At 69.9% G+C, this 24,582-nt stretch carries 20 protein-coding genes; 9 read left to right on the top strand and 11 right to left on the bottom strand.

Going from position 1 to position 24,582, the window contains the following annotated elements; genetic code table 11:
* Positions 1–52: 52 nt before the first annotated feature.
* The 5 genes from QHF83_RS09680 (at position 53) to QHF83_RS09660 (ending at position 8,432) form a co-directional block, all read left to right on the top strand.
* Entirely contained in the window at positions 53–2,320 is a 2,268-nt protein-coding gene (locus QHF83_RS09680; RefSeq protein WP_282417489.1) for an ABC transporter ATP-binding protein, read from the top strand.
* An 8-nt stretch (positions 2,321–2,328) separates the two neighbouring features.
* Positions 2,329–3,702 (top strand): HlyD family efflux transporter periplasmic adaptor subunit, encoded by a 1,374-nt coding sequence (locus QHF83_RS09675; RefSeq protein ID WP_282417488.1) that lies wholly within the window; start codon positions 2,329–2,331, stop codon positions 3,700–3,702.
* A 2-nt stretch (positions 3,703–3,704) separates the two neighbouring features.
* Positions 3,705–5,150 (top strand): TolC family protein, encoded by a 1,446-nt coding sequence (locus QHF83_RS09670; protein WP_282417487.1) that lies wholly within the window; start codon positions 3,705–3,707, stop codon positions 5,148–5,150.
* A 192-nt stretch (positions 5,151–5,342) separates the two neighbouring features.
* Entirely contained in the window at positions 5,343–5,882 is a 540-nt protein-coding gene (locus QHF83_RS09665; protein WP_282417486.1) for a hypothetical protein, read from the top strand.
* Between the two features lie 258 nt (positions 5,883–6,140).
* A complete protein-coding gene (locus tag QHF83_RS09660) occupies positions 6,141–8,432 on the top strand; it encodes a protein kinase (protein ID WP_282417485.1) in 2,292 nt (763 codons plus the stop codon).
* Here the strand turns inward: QHF83_RS09660 and QHF83_RS09655 are convergent.
* Genes QHF83_RS09655 through QHF83_RS09640 form a run of 4 tightly spaced genes read right to left on the bottom strand, consistent with a single transcriptional unit; the run spans position 8,429 to position 12,443 of the window.
* A complete protein-coding gene (locus QHF83_RS09655; protein ID WP_282417484.1) occupies positions 8,429–9,505 on the bottom strand; it encodes an oligopeptide/dipeptide ABC transporter ATP-binding protein in 1,077 nt (358 codons plus the stop codon). The genes QHF83_RS09660 and QHF83_RS09655 overlap by 4 nt on opposite strands.
* Positions 9,502–10,509 (bottom strand): ABC transporter ATP-binding protein, encoded by a 1,008-nt coding sequence (locus tag QHF83_RS09650; protein WP_282417483.1) that lies wholly within the window; start codon positions 10,507–10,509, stop codon positions 9,502–9,504. Before QHF83_RS09650 ends, QHF83_RS09655 begins: the two co-directional genes overlap by 4 nt.
* Positions 10,506–11,192: a DNRLRE domain-containing protein gene (locus QHF83_RS09645; protein ID WP_282417482.1), complete on the bottom strand. Its 687-nt coding sequence runs from the start codon at positions 11,190–11,192 to the stop codon at positions 10,506–10,508. Before QHF83_RS09645 ends, QHF83_RS09650 begins: the two co-directional genes overlap by 4 nt.
* 60 nt (positions 11,193–11,252) lie before the next feature.
* Positions 11,253–12,443, bottom strand: coding sequence for a PQQ-dependent sugar dehydrogenase (locus QHF83_RS09640; protein ID WP_282417481.1), 1,191 nt, complete (start codon positions 12,441–12,443; stop codon positions 11,253–11,255).
* A gap of 475 nt (positions 12,444–12,918) precedes the next feature.
* Here QHF83_RS09640 and QHF83_RS09635 point away from each other — a divergent pair, with 475 nt between their 5' ends.
* The 3 genes from QHF83_RS09635 (at position 12,919) to QHF83_RS09625 (ending at position 16,155) form a co-directional block, all read left to right on the top strand.
* The gene (locus QHF83_RS09635) at positions 12,919–14,757 is read left to right on the top strand and encodes a hypothetical protein (RefSeq protein ID WP_282417480.1); all 1,839 of its coding nucleotides are present in this window, start codon (positions 12,919–12,921) and stop codon (positions 14,755–14,757) included.
* Positions 14,758–14,870: 113 nt separating this feature from the next.
* Positions 14,871–15,164 (top strand): hypothetical protein, encoded by a 294-nt coding sequence (locus QHF83_RS09630; RefSeq protein ID WP_282417479.1) that lies wholly within the window; start codon positions 14,871–14,873, stop codon positions 15,162–15,164.
* A gap of 115 nt (positions 15,165–15,279) precedes the next feature.
* Entirely contained in the window at positions 15,280–16,155 is an 876-nt protein-coding gene (locus QHF83_RS09625; protein ID WP_282417478.1) for a hypothetical protein, read from the top strand.
* 55 nt (positions 16,156–16,210) lie between these two features.
* Here the strand turns inward: QHF83_RS09625 and QHF83_RS09620 are convergent, their stop codons facing one another.
* The 7 genes from QHF83_RS09620 to QHF83_RS09590 all read right to left on the bottom strand — a co-directional run bounded on the left by QHF83_RS09620 (position 16,211) and on the right by QHF83_RS09590 (position 23,206).
* Positions 16,211–17,413, bottom strand: coding sequence for a hypothetical protein (locus QHF83_RS09620; protein ID WP_282417477.1), 1,203 nt, complete (start codon positions 17,411–17,413; stop codon positions 16,211–16,213).
* Positions 17,414–17,554: 141 nt separating this feature from the next.
* Complete coding sequence (locus tag QHF83_RS09615; protein ID WP_282417476.1) at positions 17,555–18,562, bottom strand: MBL fold metallo-hydrolase; 1,008 nt, start codon at positions 18,560–18,562, stop codon at positions 17,555–17,557.
* Positions 18,563–18,863: 301 nt separating this feature from the next.
* Entirely contained in the window at positions 18,864–19,013 is a 150-nt protein-coding gene (locus QHF83_RS09610; RefSeq protein ID WP_282417475.1) for a hypothetical protein, read from the bottom strand.
* Between the two features lie 137 nt (positions 19,014–19,150).
* On the bottom strand, positions 19,151–20,044 hold the full coding sequence (locus QHF83_RS09605; RefSeq protein ID WP_282417474.1) for a hypothetical protein: 894 nt from the start codon (positions 20,042–20,044) through the stop codon (positions 19,151–19,153).
* Positions 20,045–20,115: 71 nt separating this feature from the next.
* Positions 20,116–21,873, bottom strand: coding sequence for a hypothetical protein (locus tag QHF83_RS09600; protein ID WP_282417473.1), 1,758 nt, complete (start codon positions 21,871–21,873; stop codon positions 20,116–20,118).
* A gap of 347 nt (positions 21,874–22,220) precedes the next feature.
* Entirely contained in the window at positions 22,221–22,982 is a 762-nt protein-coding gene (locus QHF83_RS09595; RefSeq protein WP_282417472.1) for a CDP-alcohol phosphatidyltransferase family protein, read from the bottom strand.
* 98 nt (positions 22,983–23,080) lie between these two features.
* Positions 23,081–23,206 carry a hypothetical protein gene (locus QHF83_RS09590; protein ID WP_282417471.1) on the bottom strand — a complete coding sequence of 42 codons (126 nt, stop codon included), beginning with the start codon at positions 23,204–23,206 and terminating at the stop codon, positions 23,081–23,083.
* A gap of 302 nt (positions 23,207–23,508) precedes the next feature.
* Here QHF83_RS09590 and QHF83_RS09585 point away from each other — a divergent pair, with 302 nt between their 5' ends.
* Positions 23,509–24,570 (top strand): hypothetical protein, encoded by a 1,062-nt coding sequence (locus tag QHF83_RS09585; RefSeq protein WP_282417470.1) that lies wholly within the window; start codon positions 23,509–23,511, stop codon positions 24,568–24,570.
* Positions 24,571–24,582 lie beyond the last annotated feature (12 nt).

The following is a 24,582-nucleotide window of genomic DNA, read 5'->3' as shown; positions in this document are numbered from 1 at the left end:
GGCGCGCGGCGGCTCCACGTGCTGGCACGGGAGGTGAAAAGGGCGGGGCACCGTGGCCCAACCGGAAATCGTCCCCCCTGCCCCTCGTCGCCCCCTGCCGCCGCCGCCGGAGCCACGCGCGTCCACGCCGCCTCCGTCCGCGGAGGAGCCCTCGGCCGCGGCGAAGGCCGCCTGCGACGCGGAGCTCGCGGAGCCGTTGCTCCACGCGCTCGAGTTCCTGGGCACGAGCGCGGGCGTCGAGATCGACCGCTCGGCGTCGCGTCGGGCGCTCGACGAGGCGCGGCGAGACGCGGTGTTCGTCGGGCCGGACGCGTGGTTCGATGAGCTCGCCCGCGCGGGCGTCATGGTCGGCCTGCGCATCCGCACGCTGCGCCGATCAAGCGTGGACGCCGTGGCCGGCGCGCGCGCTCTCGTGCCCGCAGTCTCACTCGCGGCCGGCGCGAACAGACCGACGAGCGCCGTGGCGATCGTGGATCAGCAGCCCGGCGCGGTGTACGTCGTGCCCGTGGGCGGCACGGACAAACCCACGTGGGCGAGCCCCAAGGAGCTCGCGGCGATCGTGGGCGCCGCGAGCGAGGCCGAGGTCGTGACATGGGCGATCGCCGATCCGCTCGAGCCGCTAGCGACGCTCGGCGGCGGCGGACACGGCCCCGGCGCGCCCTCGCCGCTCGGCAGGCTCGTCTCGCTGCTCCGGCTCGAGCGCGACGACATCGGCGTGACGCTCGTCTACGCGATCGGCGTGGGCATCGTGTCGCTCGCCGCGCCGATCGGCGTCCAGGCGCTGGTGAACACGGTGGCGTTCGGCGGGCTGCTCCAGCCGCTCGTCGTGCTGACGTTGCTGGTCTTCGTCGCGCTCGCGTTCGCCGGCGTCCTGCGCGCGCTCTGGGCGTGGGTCGTCGAGCGCATCCAGCAGCGCGTGTTCGTGCGGGTCGCGGTGGACCTCGCGCACCGGCTGCCGCGCATGCGCGCGGACGGGCTCGGCGGGACGTACGGGCCGGAGCTCGTGAACCGCTTCTTCGACGTGCTCACCGTGCAGAAGGGCGCGGCCACGCTGCTCGTCGACGGCGTCTCCATCCTCCTGCAGACGGCCGTGGGCATGCTCGTGCTCGCGTTTTACCACCCGCTCCTGCTCGCGTTCGACGTGGCGCTCGTGCTCGCGGTGTCGTTCGTCCTGCTCGGCCTCGGGCGCGGCGCGGTGAAGACGGCCGTCAAGGAGTCGAAGGCGAAGTACGCGGTGGCCGCGTGGCTGGAGGAGATGGCGCGCCACCCGGCGGCCTTCCGCTCGGGCGGCGCCGCGGGCTTCGCGCGGGCGCGGGCCGAGGACCTGCTCCACACCTGGCTCGACGCGCGCAAGAAGCACTGGAAGGTGCTGTTCCGCCAGATCGCGGGCGCGCTCGTGGTGCAGGCGCTCGCCAGCGCGGCGCTGCTCGGCGTCGGTGGCTGGCTCGTCATCGGCGGCAAGCTCACGCTCGGCCAGCTCGTCGCCGCGGAGCTCATCGTCACCGCGGTCGTCGCGGGCATCGCGAAGTTCGGCAAGGCGCTGGAGAGCTTTTACGACCTGCTCGCGGGCGTGGACAAACTCGGACAGCTCGTCGATCTGCCCCTCGAAGTCCCCGGCGGCACGCACGTCCCGCGGAGCGAGAAGGGCGCGCGCGTCCGGTTCGTCGACGTCGCGTTCGCGTATCCATGCAAGAAGCCGCTCTTCGAGGACGTGTCGCTCTCGCTCGAGCCGGGCGCGCGCGTGGCCGTGGTCGGCACGAGCGGCGCGGGCAAGAGCACGCTCGCGGACCTGCTCTACGGCCTGCGCGCGCCCACGCGCGGGCGAATCGACGTCGACGGCGCGGACCTGCGCGACGTCGAACTGAGCTCGCTGCGGGAGCACCTCGCGCTCGTACGCGGCGTCGAGATCTTCGACGGCACCGTCGCGGAGAACGTGCGCGTGGGCCGGCCCGAGGTGCAGACGCGCGACGTGCGCGCGGCGCTCGAGGCCGTGGGGCTCTGGGAGGACATCGCGGCGCTGCCCGAGGGGCTCGAGACGCACCTGCCCACGGGTGGGCCGCTTCTCTCGCACGGACAGGCGATGCGCCTCTGCGTGGCGCGCGCCATCGCGGGCAAACCTCGCCTGGTCGTGCTCGACACGGCGCTCGCGGAGCTCGATCCGGCGTCGCGTAAGGCCATCCAGGCCGCGCTGCTCGATCGCGGGGCGCCGTGGACGGTGCTCGTCACGACGCACGACCGCGACGTCCTGCGGAGGTGCGACGAGATCTTCGTGCTCGACGCGGGCCGGGTGCGCCCCCTGCGCGCGGGGGACCTCCCTTGAAGGCGCACATGCAGAAGAGCGAAATCCCCATGTCGAAACGCGGCAAGCCCTACCGAACGATGGTCCTCGAAGGCGAGAGCGACGTGCTGCGCCTCGTGCGCGCGCCGCGGCTGACGCGGACGATCGCGCGGATGCTGATCACGCTGCTCGGGCTCGTGGCCGTGGCGCTCGTGGTGGTGCCCTGGCAGCAGAACTCGCCCGCGCAAGGGCGCGTCATCGCCTTCGCCCCGCTCGATCGCCAGCAGACGATCGATGCGCCCGTCGAGGGCCGCGTCGTGCGCTGGTACGTGAAGGAGGGCGATCGCGTGGAGGAAGGCGCGCCGATCGCCGACATCGCCGACAACGACCCCGAGCTCGTCCCGCGCCTCGAACGCGAGAAGGCCGCCATGGACGCACGGATCGAGGCGGCGCGCGCGCGGGCCGGCGCCGTGGGGGATCGCATCACGTCGCTCGAGTCGTCGCGCGACAGCGCGCTCGCAGCGGCCTCGTCGCGCGTGCGGATGGCCAAGGATCGCGTACGCGCCGCCGAGCAGGCGATCGTCGCGGCGAAGGCCGCGCACAAGACGGCCGAGCTCAACCTCGCGCGGCAGCGCACGCTCTTCGAGGAAGGCCTGTCGTCGAAGCGGCAGGTCGAGCTCGCGGAGCTCGAAGAGGCGCGGGCGCGCACCGACCAGGATCGCGCCGACGCCGCGCTCTCGGCCGCCCGCTCCGAAGAGGCCGCGCTCGCCGCGGACCTCGCGAAGATAAAGAACGACGCGAGCGCGTCCATCAACGACGCGGCCGCGTCCCGCGCCACGGCGGAGGCCGAGGTCGCCTCGGCGACCGCGGAGCTCGCGCGCATGGAAGTGAGGCTCGCCCGGCAGCTCACGCAGAGCGTGAAGGCGCCGCGATCGGGCACGGTCCTGCGGGTCGTCGCCAAGCAGGGCGGCGAGATGATCAAGTCCGGCGAGGTGCTCGCGGTGATGGTGCCCGACACCGACGAAGCGGCCGTCGAGCTCTGGGTCGACGGCAACGACGTCAACCTCGTCACGCCGGGCCGGAGCGTGCGCCTCCAGTTCGAGGGCTGGCCCGCGATCCAGTTCTCCGGCTGGCCCTCGGCGGCCGTCGGCACGTACGGCGGCAAGGTCGCGTTCGTCGACGCCACGGACGACGGCGCCGGCAAGTTCCGCGTGGTCGTCGTGCCCGACGGGGACGAACCTTGGCCTTCCAAGCAATATCTCCGGCAAGGCACGCGCGCGAACGCCTGGGTCCTGCTCGACCGCGTCTCGCTCGGCTACGAGCTCTGGCGTCAGTTCAACGGCTTCCCGCCCCAGTGGCCTGCGCCGAGCGACGAGACCGCAAAGGAAGGCAAGAACGCTCCGAAGAAGGGAGGCAGCAAGTGAGCATGCGTGGACGAACCCTCGCCCGCGGCCTCGCCCTCGCGCTCGGGATCGCGTGGCCGGCGGTTACCGCAGGACAAACCCCCTCGGCAGCGACGGCCTCGACGAGCGTCGGCGAGCTCGGCCTCGATGAGCTCGTCCGTACGGTCGAGCAGCGCTTCCCGCTCATCCTCGCGGCCGAGCAGGAGCGCGTGGCGGCCGAGGCCGATCGCCTGTCCGCGTCGGGCGGGTTCGACCCTTCCTGGCGCACGAGCGCGGCCGTGATCCCTGTCGGCGGGTATCCCTCGCAGCGGCTCGACACCTTCGTCGAGCAGCCGCTCCCGTGGTGGGGATCGAGCGTCTTCGCCGGCTATCGCCTCGGCCTCGGCGCGTACCCGGTCTACGACGGCAAGCTCGCCACGAACTCGTACGGCGAGGTGCGTGCCGGCGCGCGGCTTTCCCTCTGGCGCGACGGGCCGATCGACCGGCGCCGCGCCAACCTCCAGCGCGCCGAGCTCGGCGTCGACGCGGCCGCGCAGGGCGCCGATCAACAGCGCATCGAGGCCACGCGCCTCGCCTCGTTCCGCTACTGGGACTGGGTCGCCGCGGGCAGGCGGCTCGCCGTCGCGCGCACCTGGCTCGACCTCGCGCTCGTGCGGGACGACGCGCTCGCGCGCCGCGTGGATACCGGCGACGTCCCCGCGTTCGAGCGTCAGGAGAACCAGCGGGCGATCCTCCAGCGCAAGGCGCAGCTCGCCTCGGCGCAGCGCGCGCTCGAACAGGCCGCGATCGAGCTCTCGTTGTTCCTGCGCGCCCCCGACGGTTCGGCCATCCTGCCCGAGCCCTCGCGCCTGCCTGCGTCGATGCCCGAGCCCACGCCGCTCGACGTCACGCGCGTCCGCGTGGACGAGCGGGCGGCGATCGAGCGCAGGCCCGAGCTCAAGCGCCTCGATGCGCAGAAGGAGCAAGCCGGGGTCGAGCGTCGCTGGGCCGAGAACCAAGGGCGCCCTGCGATCGACCTCGTCGTCGTCGGCTCGAAGGACCTCGGCCCGGGGGATCCGAAGCAAGCGTTGCCCGTGCTCGAAGCGGCCGTCGTCGTCGACATTCCGCTCTTGAACCGCGTGGCGAACGGTCGCGAGCGCGCCGCGGCGGCGCAGGTCTCGCGCATCGAGGCCCAGGCGCGGCTGCAGCGGGATCGGGTCGTGGCGGACGTGCGCGACGCGGCCTCTGCGCTCGCGGCGGCCGAGCAGCGCGCTTCCATCGCGCGCGCGGAGCTCGACATCGCGCGTAAGCTGGCCGATCAGGAGCTCCGGCGCTTCGAGCTCGGCGAGGGCACGCTCTTGCTCGTGAACCTGCGCGAGCAAGCCGCGCTCGAGGCGGCGCTCCGCCAGATCGACGCCGTGGCCGACTGGCAGAAGGCGCTCGCCGCCTACCGCGCCGCGACCGTGGGCGCCGCGAGCGCCGTCCGCTGACCTCGCTTCCCCGCGAACCCACGTAATCCCAGCCACGTCAACTGCGCCAAAAAACTTTGATCATGCCCCCGCGGAGGCAGGCTCGTCACGTGGTTCCAGCGGCTCGGGGGCCCTTCCGCGCGCGCTCGACACGTTCGGGCAAATTTTTGGCGGAAAGGTCGCCGGTCTGCATGTAGACTCCGTCCCCTCAACATGCCGACCGCTCGTCGTCGCCTCGAAAGCAAAGACATTCCGCAAGCAGACAGCCTCGAAAACGTCCGCCGCATCATCGATGCGGTCGCCGATGGCTCGAAAACGAAGGCTGACGTCTCCGACCGCACCGGGATCAACCCCCGCCACGTGCTCTACGGACTCCACACCGCTCGGGTGCTCGGGTTCCTCGTGGAGGAAGAGGGCGGCGGGTTCGGGACCACCGAGCTCGGCAACACGCTCCGCAATGACCCGGCCGGGAGCGCCGAGGAGCGCGAGGCGTTCCGCAAGTCGATCCAGGAGAGCGAGATCATCGGCGCGATCGCCCCCGGGATCCTGTCCGACAAGCCCCCCACGCAGGACACGATCACGAAGAACATCGTGAAGCTCAGCGGGCTGTCGGATTCGACCGCGGGCCGCCGCGCGCAGACGTTGATCTCGTGGCGCACGCAGATCCTGTCGCAGCTCGGGACGGGCGTCGTTCCGAGCGCGGATGATGCCGCCGACGAGAGCGACGAAGACGAGACGGTGGCCCAGGCCTGATCGGACCCCTCACGCGCTCACCTCCTTCCCGGGGTGAGCGCGTTTGTCCTCCATGGTCCGACGACACGCGCCCCGGGTCGTCTCCCCATCGACGCAATGCGTGAGCTCCGTTTGACGATCCAACGTCAATGGCGTGACGCACCATTGCGACCGCTATCGTCTCGCCCGGTGCATGTGCCCGTGCTACCTTAGATTTCTCTCGACTCCGGTGCTTTCGGCAATGCCGGTCGCGGAGGTTCCCGTGGGGAAAACGACCGCATGATCGCCATGGAACGGGCGAATCGAGAGCGCGCAGAGGCGCGCATCGGGACGCTTTTGAAGGGGAAGTGGCGGCTCGATGCGCTGCTCGGCGTGGGCGGCATGGCGGCCGTCTACGCGGCCACGCACCGCAACAAAAACCGCGCAGCCGTGAAGGTCCTCCACCCGGACCTCGCCGCAGAGCCCGCGATCCGCGCCCGGTTCCACCACGAGGGGTATGCCGCGAACGCCGTCGGTCACCCCGGCGTCGTCCGCATCCTCGACGACGACGAGACCGACGACGGCGTCGCCTTCCTCGTGATGGAGCTGCTCGAAGGCGAGACCTACGACCGCATCGCCCAGCGCTGCGGCGGCAAGCTCCCCTCGCACGAGGTGCTCACGCTCGCGCACGCCGTGCTCGACGTGCTCGTCGCCGGCCACGAAAAGCGCATCCTGCACCGCGATCTCAAGCCCGAGAACATCTTCCTCACGCAGACCGGCACCATCAAGGTCCTCGATTTCGGCCTCGCGCGCGTGCTCGAGCCCGCGGTCCAGCAGGGCCGCATCGTGACGAGCTTCGGGACGACCATGGGCACGCCGGGCTTCATGCCCCCCGAGCAGGCGCGCGGCGACTGGAACGAGGTCGACACCACGAGCGACCTCTGGGCCGTCGGCGCGACGCTGTACACGCTCCTCTCGGGGCGCCTCGTGCACGACGCCCAGAACCTCACCGGCAGCCTGATCATGGCCGCCACGAAGCCCGTCGACTCGGTCGCGCTCGTCGCGCCCTCCCTCCCCCGCGCCGTGATCGAGCTCGTCGATCGGGCCCTGCAGTTCGACAAGGCGAACCGCTTCCAGGACGCCGCCTCGATGCGCGCCGCCGTCGCCGACGCGCTCCAGCCGACGACGCGGCTCTCGCCCGGGAACACGCCCGACGCCCATCGCTTGCACGGCAAAGCACTCGTGGAGCCGAGGATCGGCACGAGCTCCGAGCCGGCCACCATCGCCATGGCCGGCAAGCGCACGCTGCCGCCCACGTTGCCCACGCCGCCGGACTCCGCGTCATCCCTCGCGCCTCACGTACCTCACGCGCCCCTCGCGCCTCATGCCCCCCTCGGGCAGCTCACGCCCTCGCGTGGCACGAGCGGCCCCCTCTCGCCCGCCGCGAGCCCCCCGGGCCAGCGCCCCACGCCGCCCCAGCAGCAAGACCGGCCCGAGGTGGTCTCGCCCATCGAGATCGCCAAGGACACGTTCTGGGTCGGCAAGCGCGATCCGAAGAGCATCTTCCACGCGAACCCGTACCTGCGCGTCTTCCGCCCCAAGCCCGGTTTCGAACAGGCAGGCCCCTTCCACCTGCTCGTCGACCCCGGATCGAGCTCCGACTTCGCCGTCGTCTCGGCCAAGATCGGCACGCTCATCGGCGGGATGAACAAGCTCTCGGCGCTGTTCATCAACCACCAGGATCCGGACGTCGGCTCGAGCGCCGCCGTGATCTCGGCCCGCTACGCGCCGGGCGCCGCGATCGTCTGCTCCGAGGCCACGTGGCGCCTCATCGTGCACTTCAACCTGCCGCCCGAGCGCTACGTCGACACGGCCCGTTTTCCCCGCGGCTTCGACGTGCCCACGGGCCACACGATGCTCCCCGTCCCGAGCCCCTTCTGCCACTTCCGCGGCGCGGTGATGCTCTACGATCCGGAGACGCGCGTGCTCTTCACGGGCGATCTCTTCGGCGGCCTCACGCCGATCGAGGCGCGCGGGCTCTGGGCCGACGAGAGCGACTGGGCCGGCATCCGCGCCTTCCACCAGACGTACATGCCGACGAACCGCGTCCTCACCCGCGCGATGGACGTGATCCGCGCCCTCGATCCGCCCGTCGAGATCATCGCCCCGCAGCACGGTCGCCTGCTGCGCGGCGCGTTGCTCCATCGCTACATCGACCGCCTCGCGCGCCTGCCCGTCGGCCTCGACATCCTCGACGACGTCAGCGACGAGGAGACGATCACCGCCTGGAACAGCGTGCTCCGCCGCGTCGTGCGCACGGCCCGCATGGTGCTCGGTCCGGCCGCCGACGAACTCCTCCACCAGCACGAGGACCTTCGCGACACGCTCCAGGTCGCGGGCGACGAGGTGCGTCTCTCGTCGCTCGGCCGCTGGACCCTCGGCGCCGTCGTCGAGGCGCTCACGGTCGGACAAACCCCCACGATCGCCAATCCGATCAAGCTCGAAGCGGTCCTCGCCTGCGAGGAGCTCGAGCTGCCGTCGCCCGACATCCGCATCGAGGACGCCGAGTCGTCGGAGCGTATCGGCGTTTAGCCCTCGCTCGGCGGGCCCCCCGCCGGAATCGAGGGCCTCGCGCTCGGCCACGGCGCCGGCACCTCGCTCGCTTCCGGATGGAAACAGGCCACGCGGTGGTGGCTGCCGGGGACGATCTCCGTGAGGTCCGGCGCCTCGACGTCGCAGCGCCCCTTCTCGGCTTTCTGGCAGCGCGACTGGAAGACGCACCCGCGCGGCGGTTCGAGCGGGCCGGGCGGCTCGCCCCAGAGCACGCGGCGGGGCCGCGGATCGCCGTCCTCGCGCGGCAGCGCCCCGAAGAGCGCGCGCGTGTAGGGGTGCAGCCGCCGCTCCGCCACCTCGCGCGCCGGCCCCATCTCCACGATGCGGCCGAGGTACATCACCGCGATGCGGTGGCTCATGTAGCTCACCACGCGCAGGTCGTGCGAGATGAACAGGTAGCTCACGGAGAGCTCGTCCTGCAGCCGTTCGAGCAGGTTCAGGATCTGCGCCTGCACCGACACGTCGAGCGCGCTCGTGGGCTCGTCGCAGACCACGAAGTCGGGCCGCACCGCGAGCGCTCGCGCGATCGCGATGCGTTGCCGCTGCCCGCCCGAGAACTCGTTCGGGTAACGATCGAGCGCCTCGGGGCCGAGCCCCACCTTCGCGACCATCTCTTCGACGGTCTCGTCGGCCTCGCGCGGCGTCTTCGCGAGCCGGAGCGCCGCGATCCCTTCGCCGACGATCTCGCGCACCGTCATGCGCGGGTTGAGCGACGAGTACGGGTCCTGAAAGACGATCTGCATGCGCCGGCGCAGCGGCCGGATCGCGCGCTCGGAGAGGCGCGTGATGTCTTGCCCGTCGAACACGATGCGCCCGAGCGTGGGCTCGACGAGGCGGAGCACCGTGCGCCCGAGCGTGCTCTTGCCGCAGCCCGACTCGCCGACGAGCCCCAGCGTCTCGCCCGGCCGGATGTAGAAGCTCACGCCGTCGACCGCGTGCAAGAACTTCGGCGCCTTGAAGAAGCCCTGCCGCACCGGGAACAACGTCGAGAGCTTCTCGACCTGGAGCAGCGGTTTGCCCGAGCGAGGTTTGTCCGGTCCTCCTCCGCTCATGCCGCGCCTCCATGCAGGAAGCACCTGACCGCGTCGCGCTCGCCTCCCACCGCGAAGAGCGGCGGCGCCTCCTCGCGGCACCGATCCATCACCTCGGCGCAGCGCGGCGCGAACGCACATCCGCGCGAGACGCCGCGCGGATCCGGCAGCGCGCCTTCGATCGTCGGCAGCGCCTTCCGCTTCTCTCCGCGCGTCCGGAACGAGCCCGCGGGCGGCACGCTGCGCACGAGGGCGCGCGTGTACGGATGCCGCGGCGACGAGAGCACCCGCGAAGGTGGCCCCGTCTCCACCACCTTCCCCGCGTAGAGCACCACGATCTCGTGCGCGATCTCCGCGACGAACGGCAGGTCGTGCGTGATCACGAGCAAGCTCATCCCGAGCTCGCGCGCTTGATCTGCGAGCAGCGCCATGATCTGCGCGCGCAGCGCCATGTCGAGCGCGCTCGTCGGTTCGTCCGCGACGAGCAGCCGCGGCGGCGCGGCGAGCGCCATCGCGAGCAACACGCGCTGCCGCATGCCGCCGCTGAGCTCGTGCGGGTAGCTGTCGAAGCGCTCGTCGGGCCGGGGAAAACCGACGCGGTGGAGCAGCTCGCTCGCGCGGGCCCGCGCCTCCTTGCGGGACATGCTCTCGTGAAGGCGGATCGCCTCCATGATCTGCGAGCCCACCGAGTAGACCGGCGTGAGCGCCGTCAGCGGCTCCTGGAACACCATCCCGATCTTGCCGCCGCGCACCTGCCGCATCGCGCGCTCCGGCAGCTTCAAGAGGTCCTCGCCCTGAAACAGGATCGCGCCGCGATCGATCCGCGCGCTCGGCGTGGGCAAGAGCCGCAGGATCGACAGCGCCGTCGCCGTCTTCCCGCAGCCCGACTCGCCCACGAGCCCCACGGTCTTTCCTTGCGGCACGTCGAACGAGACGCCGTCGAGCGCCTTCACGCTCGTTCCCTCGGCGGTCGCGAACGAGACGGCAAGGTCGCGGACCGAGAGCAGCGGCTCCTGGGCCGTCACCGTGCGTAGACCTCGAGGCGCGGGCCCCGCTTCTCCACCACGCCGAGGGAGAACGTGATCCCGCGTGGATCGTTCGGATCGGCGAGCACCGCGAGGCCATGCTCCTCGCCCGTCCGCTTCGCCCAGCGCTGCACCACGTGCGTCACGTCGATGCGCATGGGGCTCGGCGACGTCACGCCCACCGTGCCCGCCTTCTCGGCCACGTCGAGGCGCGGGCTCCGCCCCCACGAGACGAAATCCGCGCGCCACGGCTCGAGGATCCGCGCGATCGAGAGCGACACCGGCTGCGTCGGCGGCTCGGACGCGGTCGCCGTCTCGAGCACGAGGAACGCCGACGACACCTCGCCCACCTCGGCGACCGGCACCTCGAAGTGCAGCAGGAGCGACGTATCGCCGGCCGCGCTTCGCCCGAGCGAGACCGCCTCCGGCAGCGCCTCACCGCCCCCGCTCGGCCCCTTCGACGACACGACCGCGACGGCGTCCGGGAAGAGGAGCAAGCGGCGCGCGTCCATCGCGGTCACGAGCGTGTCTTTTTTGGGCCTGCAACGACCGACCACGCAGGCGTCCCCCTCGGCCGCGCAGGGCACGTCCGCGGCGCAGAGCGGCGGGCCGGGTGGGCTCTGCACGCAGCCGAGGAGCGAAGCGGCGAGGAGCACGGCGAAAGGCGGGCGAGCAATCCACACGGCGGCCCCGGGACCCTAGCAAAAGTGCCCGCCCGCTCCCACCACGGAAGGAAAAAGACGTCACCCCTCGGGCGATGGAAGCGGGGCGGGCGGCGGCGACCAGCGGGTAATCCGGTAAATCTTGTCCCCGTCGCGAGGGCAATCGCCGCGGCCGTCGCAATTGCTCGTCGTCACGTAGAGCGCCCCGTCGGGCCCCGTCACCACGTCGCGGAGCCGCCCGAGCCCCGTCGGCCCCTCGCCCTGGAAATAGACCTCGTGGTGCTCCACGCGCCTCGGGTCGTCCCTGTCGAACGTCACGCGGTGCAGGTGCTGCGAGCCGAGCGTCGCCACGAGCAGGCTCCCTTTCCACTCGCGAATCGCGTCGCCCTGGTAAAGCAAGGCCCCGCCCGGCGGCGTCGCCTGCTCGAACACGAGCGACGGCGCCGTCACCCCGAGCGCCACCTCGCAACCGTAATACGTCGGCCACCCGAGATCGTCGCCGGCCCGCGCCCGCGTGATCTCGTCGTGCCCTTCTCGGCCCATCTCCCCGCTCGGCCCGTGATCCGCGACGATCACCTCGCCGCCCGGCAGGAGCGCGAAGGCCTGTACGTTGCGCACTCCGCTCAGGTACACGAGGCTCTTGCGGAAGGGATTGTCCCCGGGCACCTCCCCGTCCCGCGTCATTCGCAAGAGCTTGCCGGCGAGGCTCTTCGGATCCCGCGCGAGGTCCGGGTGCTGCGCGTCCCCCGTCCCCGCGTACAACGTCCCGTCGAACCCGAAACGCAGCCGCCCGCCATTGTGGAATCGATTCGCCGGGATCCCCTCGACGAGCACCTTGTCGCGCGTCGCGCTCGCGCTGTCGTCCGAAAGGCGATATCGCTCGATCCGATTCTCGGGTCCGTCCGACCCGCGCACCGTCAGGTAAATGTAAAAATACCGATTCTGCGCGAATTTCGGATCGACGGCGACGCCGAGCAGCCCCCCCTCGCCCTCCTGCACCACGGGCAGCACGAGGATGGGCGGCGTGAGCCCGCCTTGATGCAGCAGCCGGACGCGGCCGGGACGCTCGGTCACGAGCATATCGCCGTTCGGCAGGAAGGCGATTCCCCACGGCACTTCGAGCCCGTCCGCGACGGTCTCCGCTTTCAGGGCCGCGCCGCCGGGCGGCCCCGAGCCTGGCCCGGGCACGAGCGTGCATCGGCTGTCGACGCGCGGCGCGCCGTTCGTCGAGCACGCGCCCCCGAACGCGCCGAGGACCAGCCCGAGCACCACCCCGGCGCGACCGTACCGGCTTCTGGGGAGGGGTCCTTGCGGGCAGGCGCGCGCCATGGGAGCCGCGCTTGCAAGCACGAGGCCCGCGGGCGAGCGTTCCGCGTCGTATCAGGGCGACGCAGGCGTGGCCGGAGCGGGTCCCGCGGGGGGTGTAGGGGGCAGAGGAATCGGCTCGAGCCGAGTAGGAAAAATCCGGGGATTTCGGGGGGTGAGTCCATCCCCCTCCCCTTGTCGAGCCCCCCCCTCGGATTCGTCGTCAGCACGGAAGGGCACGCGAGCGGCTTGATGCATCCACAGCAGGCATTGCGCGGGCCTGGCGTGGTGGATTTCGCTGACGCCGTCCGCCCTCGCGGCGAAATCTTCACGTCCTTTCGATTGCTTCGACCGCGGTGACCAGCGCCTCGAAGGCGGATACCGTCATCCGGACGGCACGCGGCCGTTGCCAAGGCGCACGTGCATCTCGCATCATACGCTCGTGCAAGGCAAAAGCCCCGTCGCTCACCGGCGCTTCGCGTTCCTCTCCCTGCTCGCGCTCGGCTCTTGCGGCAAGGGCCACGCGCTCGCCGAGTCCACCTCCGCTTCCCCTGCAAATGTTGCCGCGCAAGAGGTGCAGCGGGGCGTATCGCTCGTCCTGACGGTCGACGACACCGACCTCGCCGTCGGCGATGAGCTCCGCTTTCAACTCGCATTCCGCAACGCCTCGGGTGACGCGGCTGTCGTCGTCCCGCCCCTCGACGGCTCCTGGAGCGGCATGCGGCAGCCCGCCTATGAGCTCGTCTTCGCGGATGCCAAAGGCCAGCCGCTGCCGCACGCGCTGGGCTTCACGACCAACGCGCGGTGTGGCCTCACGAATCCGATCGAGCCGAAGGATCGACGCGTCCTCGGCGCGCATGACAAGCTCGCGATCGAGGACGCGCACGCCTGGGCGCCTTCGTTCCGCGTCCTCGATCACGCCCGGCCCGGCGTGGTGTCGCTACGCGTGCGCTACCGGGCGGACGGCCTATCCGGGGTCACGCCGCTCGCGCTCGTCTCGAACCCTGTCGAGCTCACCATTCGCGGCGGCAATGAGGCGCTCTGGGCCTGCCGCAACGCGCAGGCCGAGCGGGCCAGGCAGCACGTGTATGCGGAGAACACGCCCTCTCGGCTCGTCGCACGCGATGACGGCTACCTCCTCGTCTATCGACGGACCGAGACGCACGTGCGGCCTGAGGAGACGAGCTCCGTCGGGGCCGTGTTCGCCCAGCAGCTCGGGCCTCGGGGCGAGCCGGTCGGGGCCCCCGTCGAGCTCGCGCGGAGCGATAAGGACTGGCTCGGGCTCGTCGAGACGCTGGACGTTCCGGGCGGGCTGCTCGTGGCCTTCACGACGGCCCGTAGCAAGGGGGATCGCGACGTTCGTCTGGTGTACGTGGACACGAGCCAGGGAGCGCCGAGGCCGGGGTCGATCAAGACGATTTCGACGGAGCCCGGGCGGCCCTTTTTCCTCGGGCTGGCGCGCGCCGGAGCCCGCGCGGGTATCGTTTGGCAAAGCCGTGTGGGCGGGGACGAGGTATTGAGGTTCAGGCCGCTCGGGCTGAATGGCGAGCCCACCGGGGGCGCGGTATCGATTTCGTCGAGCGCCGGTCTCGCGGGCGGAGAGATGTTGTTCGAGCCCGTCGGCGGCGATTACTTGCTGGCCTGGCACCAAGGTGGTCCCGAGCTTCGGCTCCAGCGCCTCGCTGCCGATGGTGCGCCTTTGGGGAGCGCTGGCACGGTCAAGCTCGCGGACACGGGGACGCTCGTCGCGCTCGGGACGCTCGGCGACCGGGTGGGCATCGTGGTTGCCGATAACGGCGTGAATCATGCAATCGCGCGGGATACCATGGGTCTGCACGCGCTCGAGCTAACGGCCGCCGACTTCCGCGTGCTCTCCGATGCGCCGGCCAGTCCTTGGGACCAGCAGACGGCGCGCTTCGGCGCCGCGGCGTGGCTGGACAGCCGGCTCACGCGTGTGTGGAGCGAGGATCGAAGATTGCTCTTTGCGTCGGAACCTGGAGCGCAGGCGCCGCAGGTCCTCCTGAGCCAAGCGGCCGGCGGGACGCACGGACTCTGGGCGACAGCGGACAAGAGCCGGCTCCTCGCCACCTGGACCGATGTCCGCGACGACGATCAGCGCCAATGCGCTCCAGCGAGCAACTGCGTGAGCGAGGTGTACGTGGCCGTCCTCGATCCGACCGGCAAGGTGCTCGTTCCCCCGGCGCGCGCCACGAGGACAGCGGTTCCGAGGCCGGTCGCGCTGCACCAGGCAAACTGGGCCGACTTCTGCGCGAAAAGATGACGGGCATCCCCTGAGCCATGTGGGATCCCAAGCAATAGTGCGTTGAACCACGGACCGAGCCGGTTCCACCGACCGAGGCGGGTCGAACGGAGCGGTTGGAGCCGCTTCCACACGTGGAGATGGCCAACGCTGAACGGCGGGAGCCGCCTCCACACGTGGAGATGGCCAACGCTGAACGGCGGGAGCCGCCTCCACACGTGGAGATGGCCAACGCTGAACGGCGGGAGCCGCCTCCACACGTGGAGGTGGCCAACGCTGAACGGCGGGAGCCGCCTCCACACGTAGACGTGGCCAAAGCTGAGCGGCTGGAGCCGCTTCCACACGTGGAGGTGGCCAACGCTGAGCGGCCGGAGCCGCTGCTACACGTGGAGGTGGCCAACGCTGAACGGCGGGAGCCCCTTCGGTAGGTAAAGACGGGAGGCGCACGCGTGGCGGCGTCGTGCTTGACGCCGACCGCGCCGTGCCCGATCTCTCGCCGCGCGCGGGGCAAGGAGCATTCATGGCAAGGTACAAAGGCGCGGGATGAGGAAGCCACTCCGCGAAGCCGACATCCGCGCCGCGTTCGAGCGCGTTCGCGAGCGGATCGCCGCGGGCCGCGAGCCCGGCCGCGCGCTGCGGGCGGTGACGCGATCCAAGGCCGAAATCGACCTCGGTGCGTTCTCGGCGACAGCCGCAGAGCAAGTCGCGGCGCTCTTTCAGTTCGACGGCATCGTGCTGTGTGCCGCTGGCGAGGCCAAAGAGGCCATCCCTCACTTCGACGTCGCGCTGACGTGCACCGCGTCCGCCGAGCGGCGCGCCGGCATCTTGTACCACCGCGGCCTCGCCCTCTTGCTCAGCACGCTCCGCGGTCCCCCCGCGATCCATCCCGGCCATGAGATCGACGTGCAGATGGCCCGCTCACCGGTCGTACGGCTCTTTTCGAGCGCCGGCGACGTCGTTGCGGACATCGGTGCCCTCGACGCGCTCCTCGATGCCGCGGTCTTGCCAGCCGAACCCCTCTACGGGAGGTCGGTCTCGAAGGCTCGGCTCCGCGCTTCGCGGGACTTCGATCAGAGCCATGCGCTGGCGCCGGCGAACAGGCTCGCGGCGTTCCACGGCGCGCTCTGTCACCTGATGCTGGGCGCGCTCGCGACCGACCTCCCCGTGCGTGCTCGCCTGGCGTCATTGACCACGGCGACGACCCGAACCGACGACACGAAGATCCGCGAGCTTTCGCAGCGATGCGCGGAGGAGCTCGCAGACGTGAGCTTTTGGGTTCGTCACTTCGGACGCGTCGATCTCCCGACGGCCTCTGCGCGTGCGCTGAAGGGGCTCGACGTCCGGCCGCACGAGCCCCCTTCGCTCGAAGCTTCCCATCGCAGCATGATCGTCGTGATCCCGGCCCAAGGAACTTCATGAGCCGCCACCGCCAAAGTTTGTTCGCCCTACGCGCGCGCTCCGCGCCGTGAGCCGCTCACTTCGCGGGAGCAGACGTCGATTGCGTGGGGGCGACCGAGGGTGAGCCGCAGATGCCGAGGATCGGGGGCCCCGCCACGGAGGGGCGTGTTCCAAAGGCCACCCATCCGGACCTCTTGTCGGGTGCGGGGAAGCGGGTGTGCCGCACGGCGTCGGCGAGACACGATCGAAGCGTGCCATCGAGAGCGTCGTCGCTGTCGATGCATGCGTCCTCCACGTCCCCGTCGGGGCGGATCAGAGCACGGACGTCGAGCGTCCCGCCGGCCCCTGCGGGAAGCTTCGCCCCGCACGAGGACGCTGCGCGCTCGAACGCCTTCATGACACCTGCGTGCTTCTCGTCGCTGTAGTCCCCTGGGAACTGGATCGTCGTCCTCTCGTACACACCCGGTCGGCAGCGCTCGGGCGCTTCGGTCGGCACGGGCCAGTGAGGACTCGTCAACGCGGTCGAGCCCGGCGCTGCCATCGGAAGCGGCGTCGCGAGGACCACGCTGCCTTTCGCCTCGCGGAGCGTGTCGAGCGCCTCCTTTACGCGCGTGAGCGGAGCCGCGCCTTCGGCCGCGACGATCCACACGGCCACCTGCGCGAGAGCGGCGGTCACGAGCTTGGGCGGCAACGTCTCGAGATGCCGAAACCCCACGGTACGGTGCATGCCGAGGTAGACCGAACGGTCCGTGACGACCAGGACCATCGTGTTCGCGCGCAAGACGAGACGTGGGACGGGCGTGAGCGCAACGAGATCGAGGTAATTCCCGCCGTCGGTCACGAAAGGACGCACGAGTCGGGTGCCCCACGCGATGTCGCTGGCGACGTAGACATTGCGGTCGAGCAATGCATCGAGATCGTCGGGAGGGTCGGGGAGGTCGCCCTCCTCGACGTCGAGCGTCTCGAGCACGAGCGCGCGGGTCTCGTCCTCTCGTACGAGGCAGGTGCCGGCCCGCTTGGCCGGCGCAACGTCACGGGCTCGCGCGACGAGATCACGAAAGGTGGCTTCTCGTGGGACGGTGATCGGATCGGTCGAGGCGGGTCTGGTCACCGTCTGCGCAGATGGCGGAGGGGCGGCGACGTCGACCGTGCGCGGCGGGGCCGGCGCCGTCGCGCCTCGACTGCATGCGAGCGAGCAGCCAGCGAGGAGCAGCCATGCGCAATGCGCGAGGACCGACCAGCGCGCTTCGACTCTGGACGAGCGGAGCGGCACCTGCATCGGCGCCTCGCTTAACCGTTCAGCTCGTTCGCTGCAAGCTTGTCGGCCCTCGTGTCTTGCGGAGCGCTATCGACCGACCTGCCGACTTTGGTACAAGCGCCGTTCGATAGAAGAGCCAACGAGCTCACTCGCCGACGGTCATCAGCGGGTCAGGCCCTGAAGACTGTAGTAGCGAGGGATCCACTGGAAGCCTCCTGCCTTGTCGGATCGGACATGACCCAAGCCAGGGAACGCGATGTGCGCCGCGGCCACCAGCGTGCGGTCGTCTGCGAATTTCTCGAGCATCCCCAATCGGTCCGCAGCGGCAGCGCTTTCGTTCGCGTCGAAGTTGATCGTCGCTTGGGGTTGGGGCAACTGCACGGCGGCCACATGCACCAGGTCGGCGAAGAACACGATCTTTTCGCCCCTGCTCTCGACATGAAAAAGGGTATGCCCGGGTGTGTGGCCGTGCGCAGGAATGGTCTCGACGCCCGGAAACAGCTCACCGGCTCCCTGGAACAGGGCCACCTTTCCCGCAGCCTCGTACGGCATCAGGGCAGCCCGCGACTGCGGGAACATGTTTTTCTGGTTGGCGGGAGCGGCCGCCTCGGCCTGAGGATCGAAGCGGTAGTCGCGGTCGGCCTTGTCCACGTAGACGACGGCGTTGGGAAAGACGCGTTTGCCATCGACCGTCAGGCCGCCGGAGTGGTCACCATGCAGGTGCGTCAGCAGAACCGCATCGATTTCATCCGGATCGTAGCCAGCGGCTTTGAGGTTGTCGATCAGCCGGCCGCCGCTGGTGCCGAAGAGCGTTCCCGCGCCAGCATCGATGAGCAACAGCTTGCTGCCCGTATTGACCAGGAACGCATTGATCGATGTTTCGGTCGGATGGGCTTCGAACCCCGCCGTGAGCAAGGCACGCACCTCGGCGGGGGTGATGTTGGACATCATCTGATCCAGAGGCAATAAAACGGTGCCGTCGGACAGCGCCGTGAGCTCATAGTCGCCCAGTTGCATGCGGTAGAAGGCGGGCGCTTGCGACTTCAGCAGTCCGCGCGCTGCACCCATGGGTTCGGCTGCATGTGAGCCGCCGCATCCGACGAGCCCGAGCGTGGCCGAGCCAATGACGCCGGCCGCCATCAAAGTCGAGAGAGTCTTGTGAATACCCATGACGTATCTCCAGTGAAGGGGCTCCAAGCATCGACTCGACGGTACGAATGCGGTCATTGGTTTTTACTTGGGCGGTCGATGCCTGGAGCGCTTGGGACGAATCAACCAGGATTTCTGCATCCTCGGCGCGTAGGATGCTTCCCATGCGGCGGCCAACGATATCCTTATACACCATTGGGAGACCCGCTTCCTGCTCTGGAGCTCGCCGTTCTCCGTCTTGGGCGCAATGTTGATCGCTTCGGGCGTGAGCGTCACCGCCCGCCAGCGCATCTTGCCCGAGCATTCGGGACACACCGTCACGTCAATCGCAAACACATGCCGCAAGAGCGCCGCGGATCTTCTCCTGGAAAAGAAGCTTGATGACGCCGAACTCGAGGTGAAGCAGGGCCCCATACGTCAAGAGGGCCTTGCCCTGGGGCGCGGGATCGACCCGGCCCCCCCCAGCAATCATCGGTATCAGAGGGCCGCGTGAGATCGAGCCAGAATCGCACGAGAGAGGCGGTCTCGCGGCGGGCGCGCACGGTGTATTCGCCGCTCACGCGACGCCCGCCCAGGCGCATCTTCAGGAAGAAATCGTCGCCCCCCCCATCAGGGGCCGACCGGAGCACCCCCACCAGGGGCAGCGAGGAGAATCGGGAGCCACCGGCCGAGCGTCAAGCCCACCATGGCGTCGTGCGGCATCGGCTCGCGCGGCTGCACGTGTTCGAGCTCCCGCAGAAACCCGGCCGCGGCGGGGTTCTGCGCCACGCCCTTCGTGAACACCGAGCGAAATTCGCCGAACGGCCGCTTCGCCCAGGAGAGCGTCTGCCACGAGACGATCACGTGCATGTCGGATCGGCCGCCCGCGAGCACCTTCGCCATATCGGGAAGCATGCACGTGTCGATCACGAGCGCCGCGTGCACCTTGGTTTTCCCGCCGATCGCGCTTCCGATACCGCCGCGCGCGTTGCACCCGCCGCCCGAATGCGCCGCCACGAGGATGCGGCTCGAATCGATGGTGGCCGTTCCGCCCAGCGCTTTGCTCGTCTCCTCGACGAACCGATCGAGATCGAAGGCGGGCCAGCTCGTCACGGCGTTCGTCACGGCCGAGGGGACGATCGAGCTCGGCGCGGCGACGATCACCGGCGGGATTTTCCCTGCCTCGACGAGCCCGGCCACGATGCGCCGCACGTCGCCCTCGTTTCCTCCGCCCATCCAGCGATACTTGATGCGCTCGGTGTTCAGGCCGTGGATGAAAACCAGGAGCGGCCGCTTGGCGCTCGCGTCGGCGAGGGCCGCGCGATGCACGAACGTCCGTCCGAGCCAGGCGCGCTCGGGATGTCCGATGTCCTTGCCGTCCCACGCGTACTCGATCGTCTTGCCGTCGAGCGGAGGCGGCGGAGGCGGCTTCTTCTTGCCCTTGGCCCACACGGGGGACGCGGCGAGGAGGAGGACGACCGTGAGCACGATCGTCGCGATCGAGGGCGGGACGCGGCGCTTCATGGGCGAACCCATGATAGCGTAGATGGGCGGGAAATCGCGGGAAATTCAGACGGACGGGCCGGCGCGTGAGCTCACTGGAAGCTGCCCTCGTCCTCCACCGCGTGCGGGTTGCCGTTGCTCAGGCTCTTCAAGTAATTGACCATGTTGTCGCGCCGGAACGGCAGGAAGACCGTGGCCAGCGCCGGCGAGACGGCCCACGCGCACTGGCAGGAGGAGGGCTCCGCGGTGCACGCCGTATTGCACGTGACGCCGGTGGCCGTCGGCACGAGGAGCGAATCGGAGACCTGCGTGAACGCGGGGGGACGCACGCCCGGCGCGACCTCCGGCCCTTGCGCCACGTCGGGCCATAGGACGCTCTCGCCGAGTTTGTTTGCGTCGATCGCTCCGCCGAAGATCGGCGCCGTCGACGTGGAGAGCTCGTGGCACCCAGCGCAGGCCTGGGACTGGGCGCGGCGCACGATTTCCATGGGCTTGAGCGGGCTCCCGATCTCGGCGAGCTTCGCCTTGATCTTCGCGGCGAAGGGCCCGCTGGGGCTGAACACGAGGTTGTAGTTCGTGTCGTTGGCCACGGGCGGGCCGTTCGGTTGGAGGGCCGGCTGCGACGTGCTCTGCCCGCCGTTGAACTCCCGGCCCAATCGATTCATGTTGAAGAGGTTCGGGTCGCCCAGCGCGAGCGCCGGGATCTGGTTGATGAAGCTATTGGCGTAGCTCGGGTCGCGGAACTCGAGCGCCCGGGGGCTCGTGTTGTCGTCGCTGAACAGGCTGGCCTCGGGGTTCACCCCGGTGGGGACCATCCGGACCTCGGCCTTGCAATTCTGCTTTTTGGCCTTCCCGGAGCACGAGCGGCGGAGGTTGTATTCGCGGAGCTGCCAGGGCTGCCCGAGCCCGCCGGCGGCCTTGTCGTTCAGGAACTGGTTGCTGCGGATCTGGCCGCTGAGCTGCTCGCCGGTCTGCGGATCCACCTCCCCCGTGAAGTGGTCCCACTGCAAGGCCGCGGGCAAGCCCTGGACGCCCTTGAAGAAGAAGCGCTCGAGCTGCTCTGCCCGCTGCGCCGGGTCGTGGATCTTCGAGAGCCCCGCCCAGAACTCGACCACCTTGGAGCAGCCCTTGAGGCCGAACGCCGGCTTCGGGTTCGGCAGGACCGCCTCGAAAATGAGGAGGTTGCGATTGGTCAGGAGCTGATTGCCCGCCGTCTCGAGCGGCGATTGGTGGGAGCCCTTGGCGAAGATGATGCGGTACTGGCCGCAGGTTTGCCCATTGCTCGGGGCCAGATCGAACCGGTTGGCGATGGCGATCGGCGTGTAAGGATCGCAGTTCGGGCCGCTGCAGAACGGGTCGTGCTTCGAGAGATCCGCGAGCGCTCCCTCCTGCCGCGGACATTCGAGCCGGAATCCGTTCAGCACTGGCTTCCCACTCGGGTCTTTCTCGTCGTCGCAGTGCTGTCCGTCGGGCACGAGGCCCCCGGCCTTCGTGTTGTTCGTATCGAAGACGCGCTGGTAGAGCTTCGCCGCGTCGAGGCCCGGGTTCGACCCGCTCGTGGCCGCGAGCTGGCCGAGCACCCGCTTTAGCGAGAAAAGAAAGCCGCCCTTCGCGTCTTTTGCCTCGAGCGTAGGCAGATCCACCACCATCAGCGATCGATCGATGTTGATCACCGGCGGCGGTTTGTTGGGTTTCGAGCCGAGCGCCTCCTCGACCTCCTGCAAGGTCTCCTCCTCCTCCGCGGGCGCGTCGCACGCGCTCACGCCGAGCAGCAGGAGCAGCGAAAGATAGGGGGGAATCGTGCGATGAATTGAACGTAAGCGGTCCGCCGGAGCACCGATGGCCCTCATGTAGCCCCTCCCTAGTGGCTCGCTTCACGTGGCGTTTGCGCCCGCGAGCCAAGCAATGGCCGGCGCTTTTCGCCCCGGCGCCACGCCAGGGTCATGCACACGGCTCGAGTCGGGAGGATAGCGATGATAACTCGCGTGACCACCTAAAAGGTAAGACAATCCACACGTGCATTGCGCCCAGAGCTATGCCGTCGCGTCCCGGATGATGGCAATGGTGGCGTTGTCAGACGCGCCGCGCCCGGGGCATCGGGCGTTGACGGCATGGTCGTTCGGACGCGCTTCCGTCGCGCAAACGGCCCTACATCAGGGCCTCGCGTGACCCGCGCATGCGGGAAAACGCGGGAAAGTCAGGCGAGACGCTCGGCCTGGGCAGGCTCGGGGGTGGACTCGGGTTCGGCGTCGAGTCCTGCGCTCGGGTTCATCAGGCAATACACGACCCCCCCGAGGGTGTAGATCAGGGCGATGCCGAGCAGGTACTCCGGCAAGATCCGGAGCGGCCCGCACAGGTACGCCCCGACGACGTTGCACACCGTGAACGCCTTCATGACCTTGTTCTTGCCGAGCTTCAGCTTCGGCAGGCGGACCGTGCTCACCATGAGGCCCGCGGCGATCACCAGCACGGCGGGGCTCACGATGAGCGAGCGCTCGGGCAAACCGTACTTGTCCCAGGTGAGGTACGCGGAAGCGACGATGGCGCCCATCAACGTGCCGGGCAGGCCGTAGAAGATGCCCTCGCCGCCCGTCATGACGTTGAAGCGCGCGAGGCGCACGGAGAGCGCGAGCGCGTAGAGGCCCGAGGTCGCGAGGAGCGCGGGTTTCTCCCAGCCGAGCTGCGGCCCGAGCGGCAGGAGCCGGTAGTAGACCAGCGCGGCCGGGGCGATGCCGAAGACCACGAAGTCGGCGAAGCTGTCGAACTCGACGCCGAACTTGCTCGTGGCGTTGAGCAGACGCGCGGCGCTGCCGTCGAGCTTGTCGAGCAAGACGCCCCAGAGGATCATCCACGCCGCGAGGCGGAAATTGCCCTCCGAGCTCATCACGACGGAGCCGAGGCCGAGGAGAAGCGAGAGCCCGGTGAACCCATTGGGTACGAAGTAACGAAGCGGCGGCACGGCGCGGGATGGTACCTCCGTCCGGGGCGCCGCGTCAAAAGCCATTGCGTGGTCCGCTGACGGCGGCGCGGTGCGCAAAATGCTTCGCAGCAGCGCCATCACGGAAACCACGGCGGCGCTGCGGACTGGGCGCCGATCATCGAGCCGAAGCCGACCGCCAGCAAGACGAGCGAGAAGATACCCCAGGCGGGTGAAGTCTCTTCACGGCGGATCTCTGCGACCACGGCGGCGAGATCCCCTTCACGGACGCAGAAGTGGGGCGCCTCGCCGCGCACGAGCCGCGCGCCGCGGGCGGGCAGGCGGTAGAGCGACCCCTCCGCCTCGTCGCGGCGGACCTCGCCGAGGGCGACGACGCGGCGCCCGACCCGGGCCGCAAACGGCCCCGTGCGTACGCGATTCCAGGGCCTCCGTCGATTGCCACGTTGTCCGTGAGCGCATCGCGCGGACGGCGCGCCCGGAAAAAATGGCAGTCAGCGGGGGATCAACGAGGATTGCTTCGCCCGGGCGCCCCTGCTACGCGGTTTTCATGTCGACGCGCCTCGGGCTCTCCCTCGCCGCCATTCTCACGATCCCCCTCGTCCTTCCGGCGTGCAGCGGCGCCGCGCCACCCGAGCCGGCCCGCGCGCCAGCGCCCGCGCCCGCGGCCGCGTCGAAAGGCGTGGCGCGCATCCGCGCCGACGCCGAAAAACTCGCCCCGCTCGTCCGCTCGGATCTCGCACGCCGATTCCTCTCGGCCGCGCCGTCGCTCCCGTCCATCGCGCCGCGCACGTTGTATCGTGATGCCGAAAAGAAGCGTGTCGTCGACGCGGACGGTTTGTCGCGCGTCCCGGACCGCGACGCCTTCCAGCCGCTGCCCGTCGACGAGGAGTTTTATTACAGCACGCGTTATGGCTCGCCGCTCGCATACACGCGCGCGCTCGAGGTGCTCGGCGAAGCCGGGGTCACGTTGCCGCCCGGGTCGCGATTCTTCGATTTCGGGTACGGCGCCGCGGGGCACCTCCGGATGCTCGCGAGCCTCGGCGTCCAGGCGGTCGGCGTGGACGTCGATCCGCTCCTCGCCGCGCTCTATGGCGTGCCCGGCGATCAAGGCGAAATCCGCGGCCTCTCCGGCGCGCCCGGCTCGCTGCGCCTCCTCCACGGGAGCTTTCCCGGTGATCCCGCGGTCCGCGCGGCCGCCGTGGGCCCGTTCGACGTGATTGTCTCGAAAAACGTCCTCAAGAAAGGGTACATCCACCCGGACAGACCCGCGGACGAGCGCAAGCTCATCCGGCTCGGCGTCGACGACGCGGCCTTCCTCGGCGCCGTCTTCGAGCGCTTGCGGCCCGGGGGGTCTTTCCTCATCTACAACATCTGCCCGGCCCCGACGCCCGCGGACAAACCTTTCGTGCCCTGGTCCGACGGCCGCTCCCCGTTTCCGCGCGAGGCTTTCACGGCTGCGGGCTTCGAGGTGAAAACCTTCGATCGGGACGACACCGAGGCCATCCGGACGATCGGGCACGTCCTCGGCTGGGATCGAGGCGAGGACGCGATGGACCTCCAGAACGACTTATCCGTGCTCTACACGCTCGCGGTGCGGCCGCCCGGGTGATATCGTGGGCGC

This window comes from Polyangium sp. 15x6, from assembly GCF_029960785.1.
GTDB lineage: Bacteria > Myxococcota_A > Polyangia > Polyangiales > Polyangiaceae > Polyangium.
The sequence above is the reverse complement of the archived record's forward strand: the minus strand, read 5'-3'. Positions and strand labels throughout refer to the sequence as shown.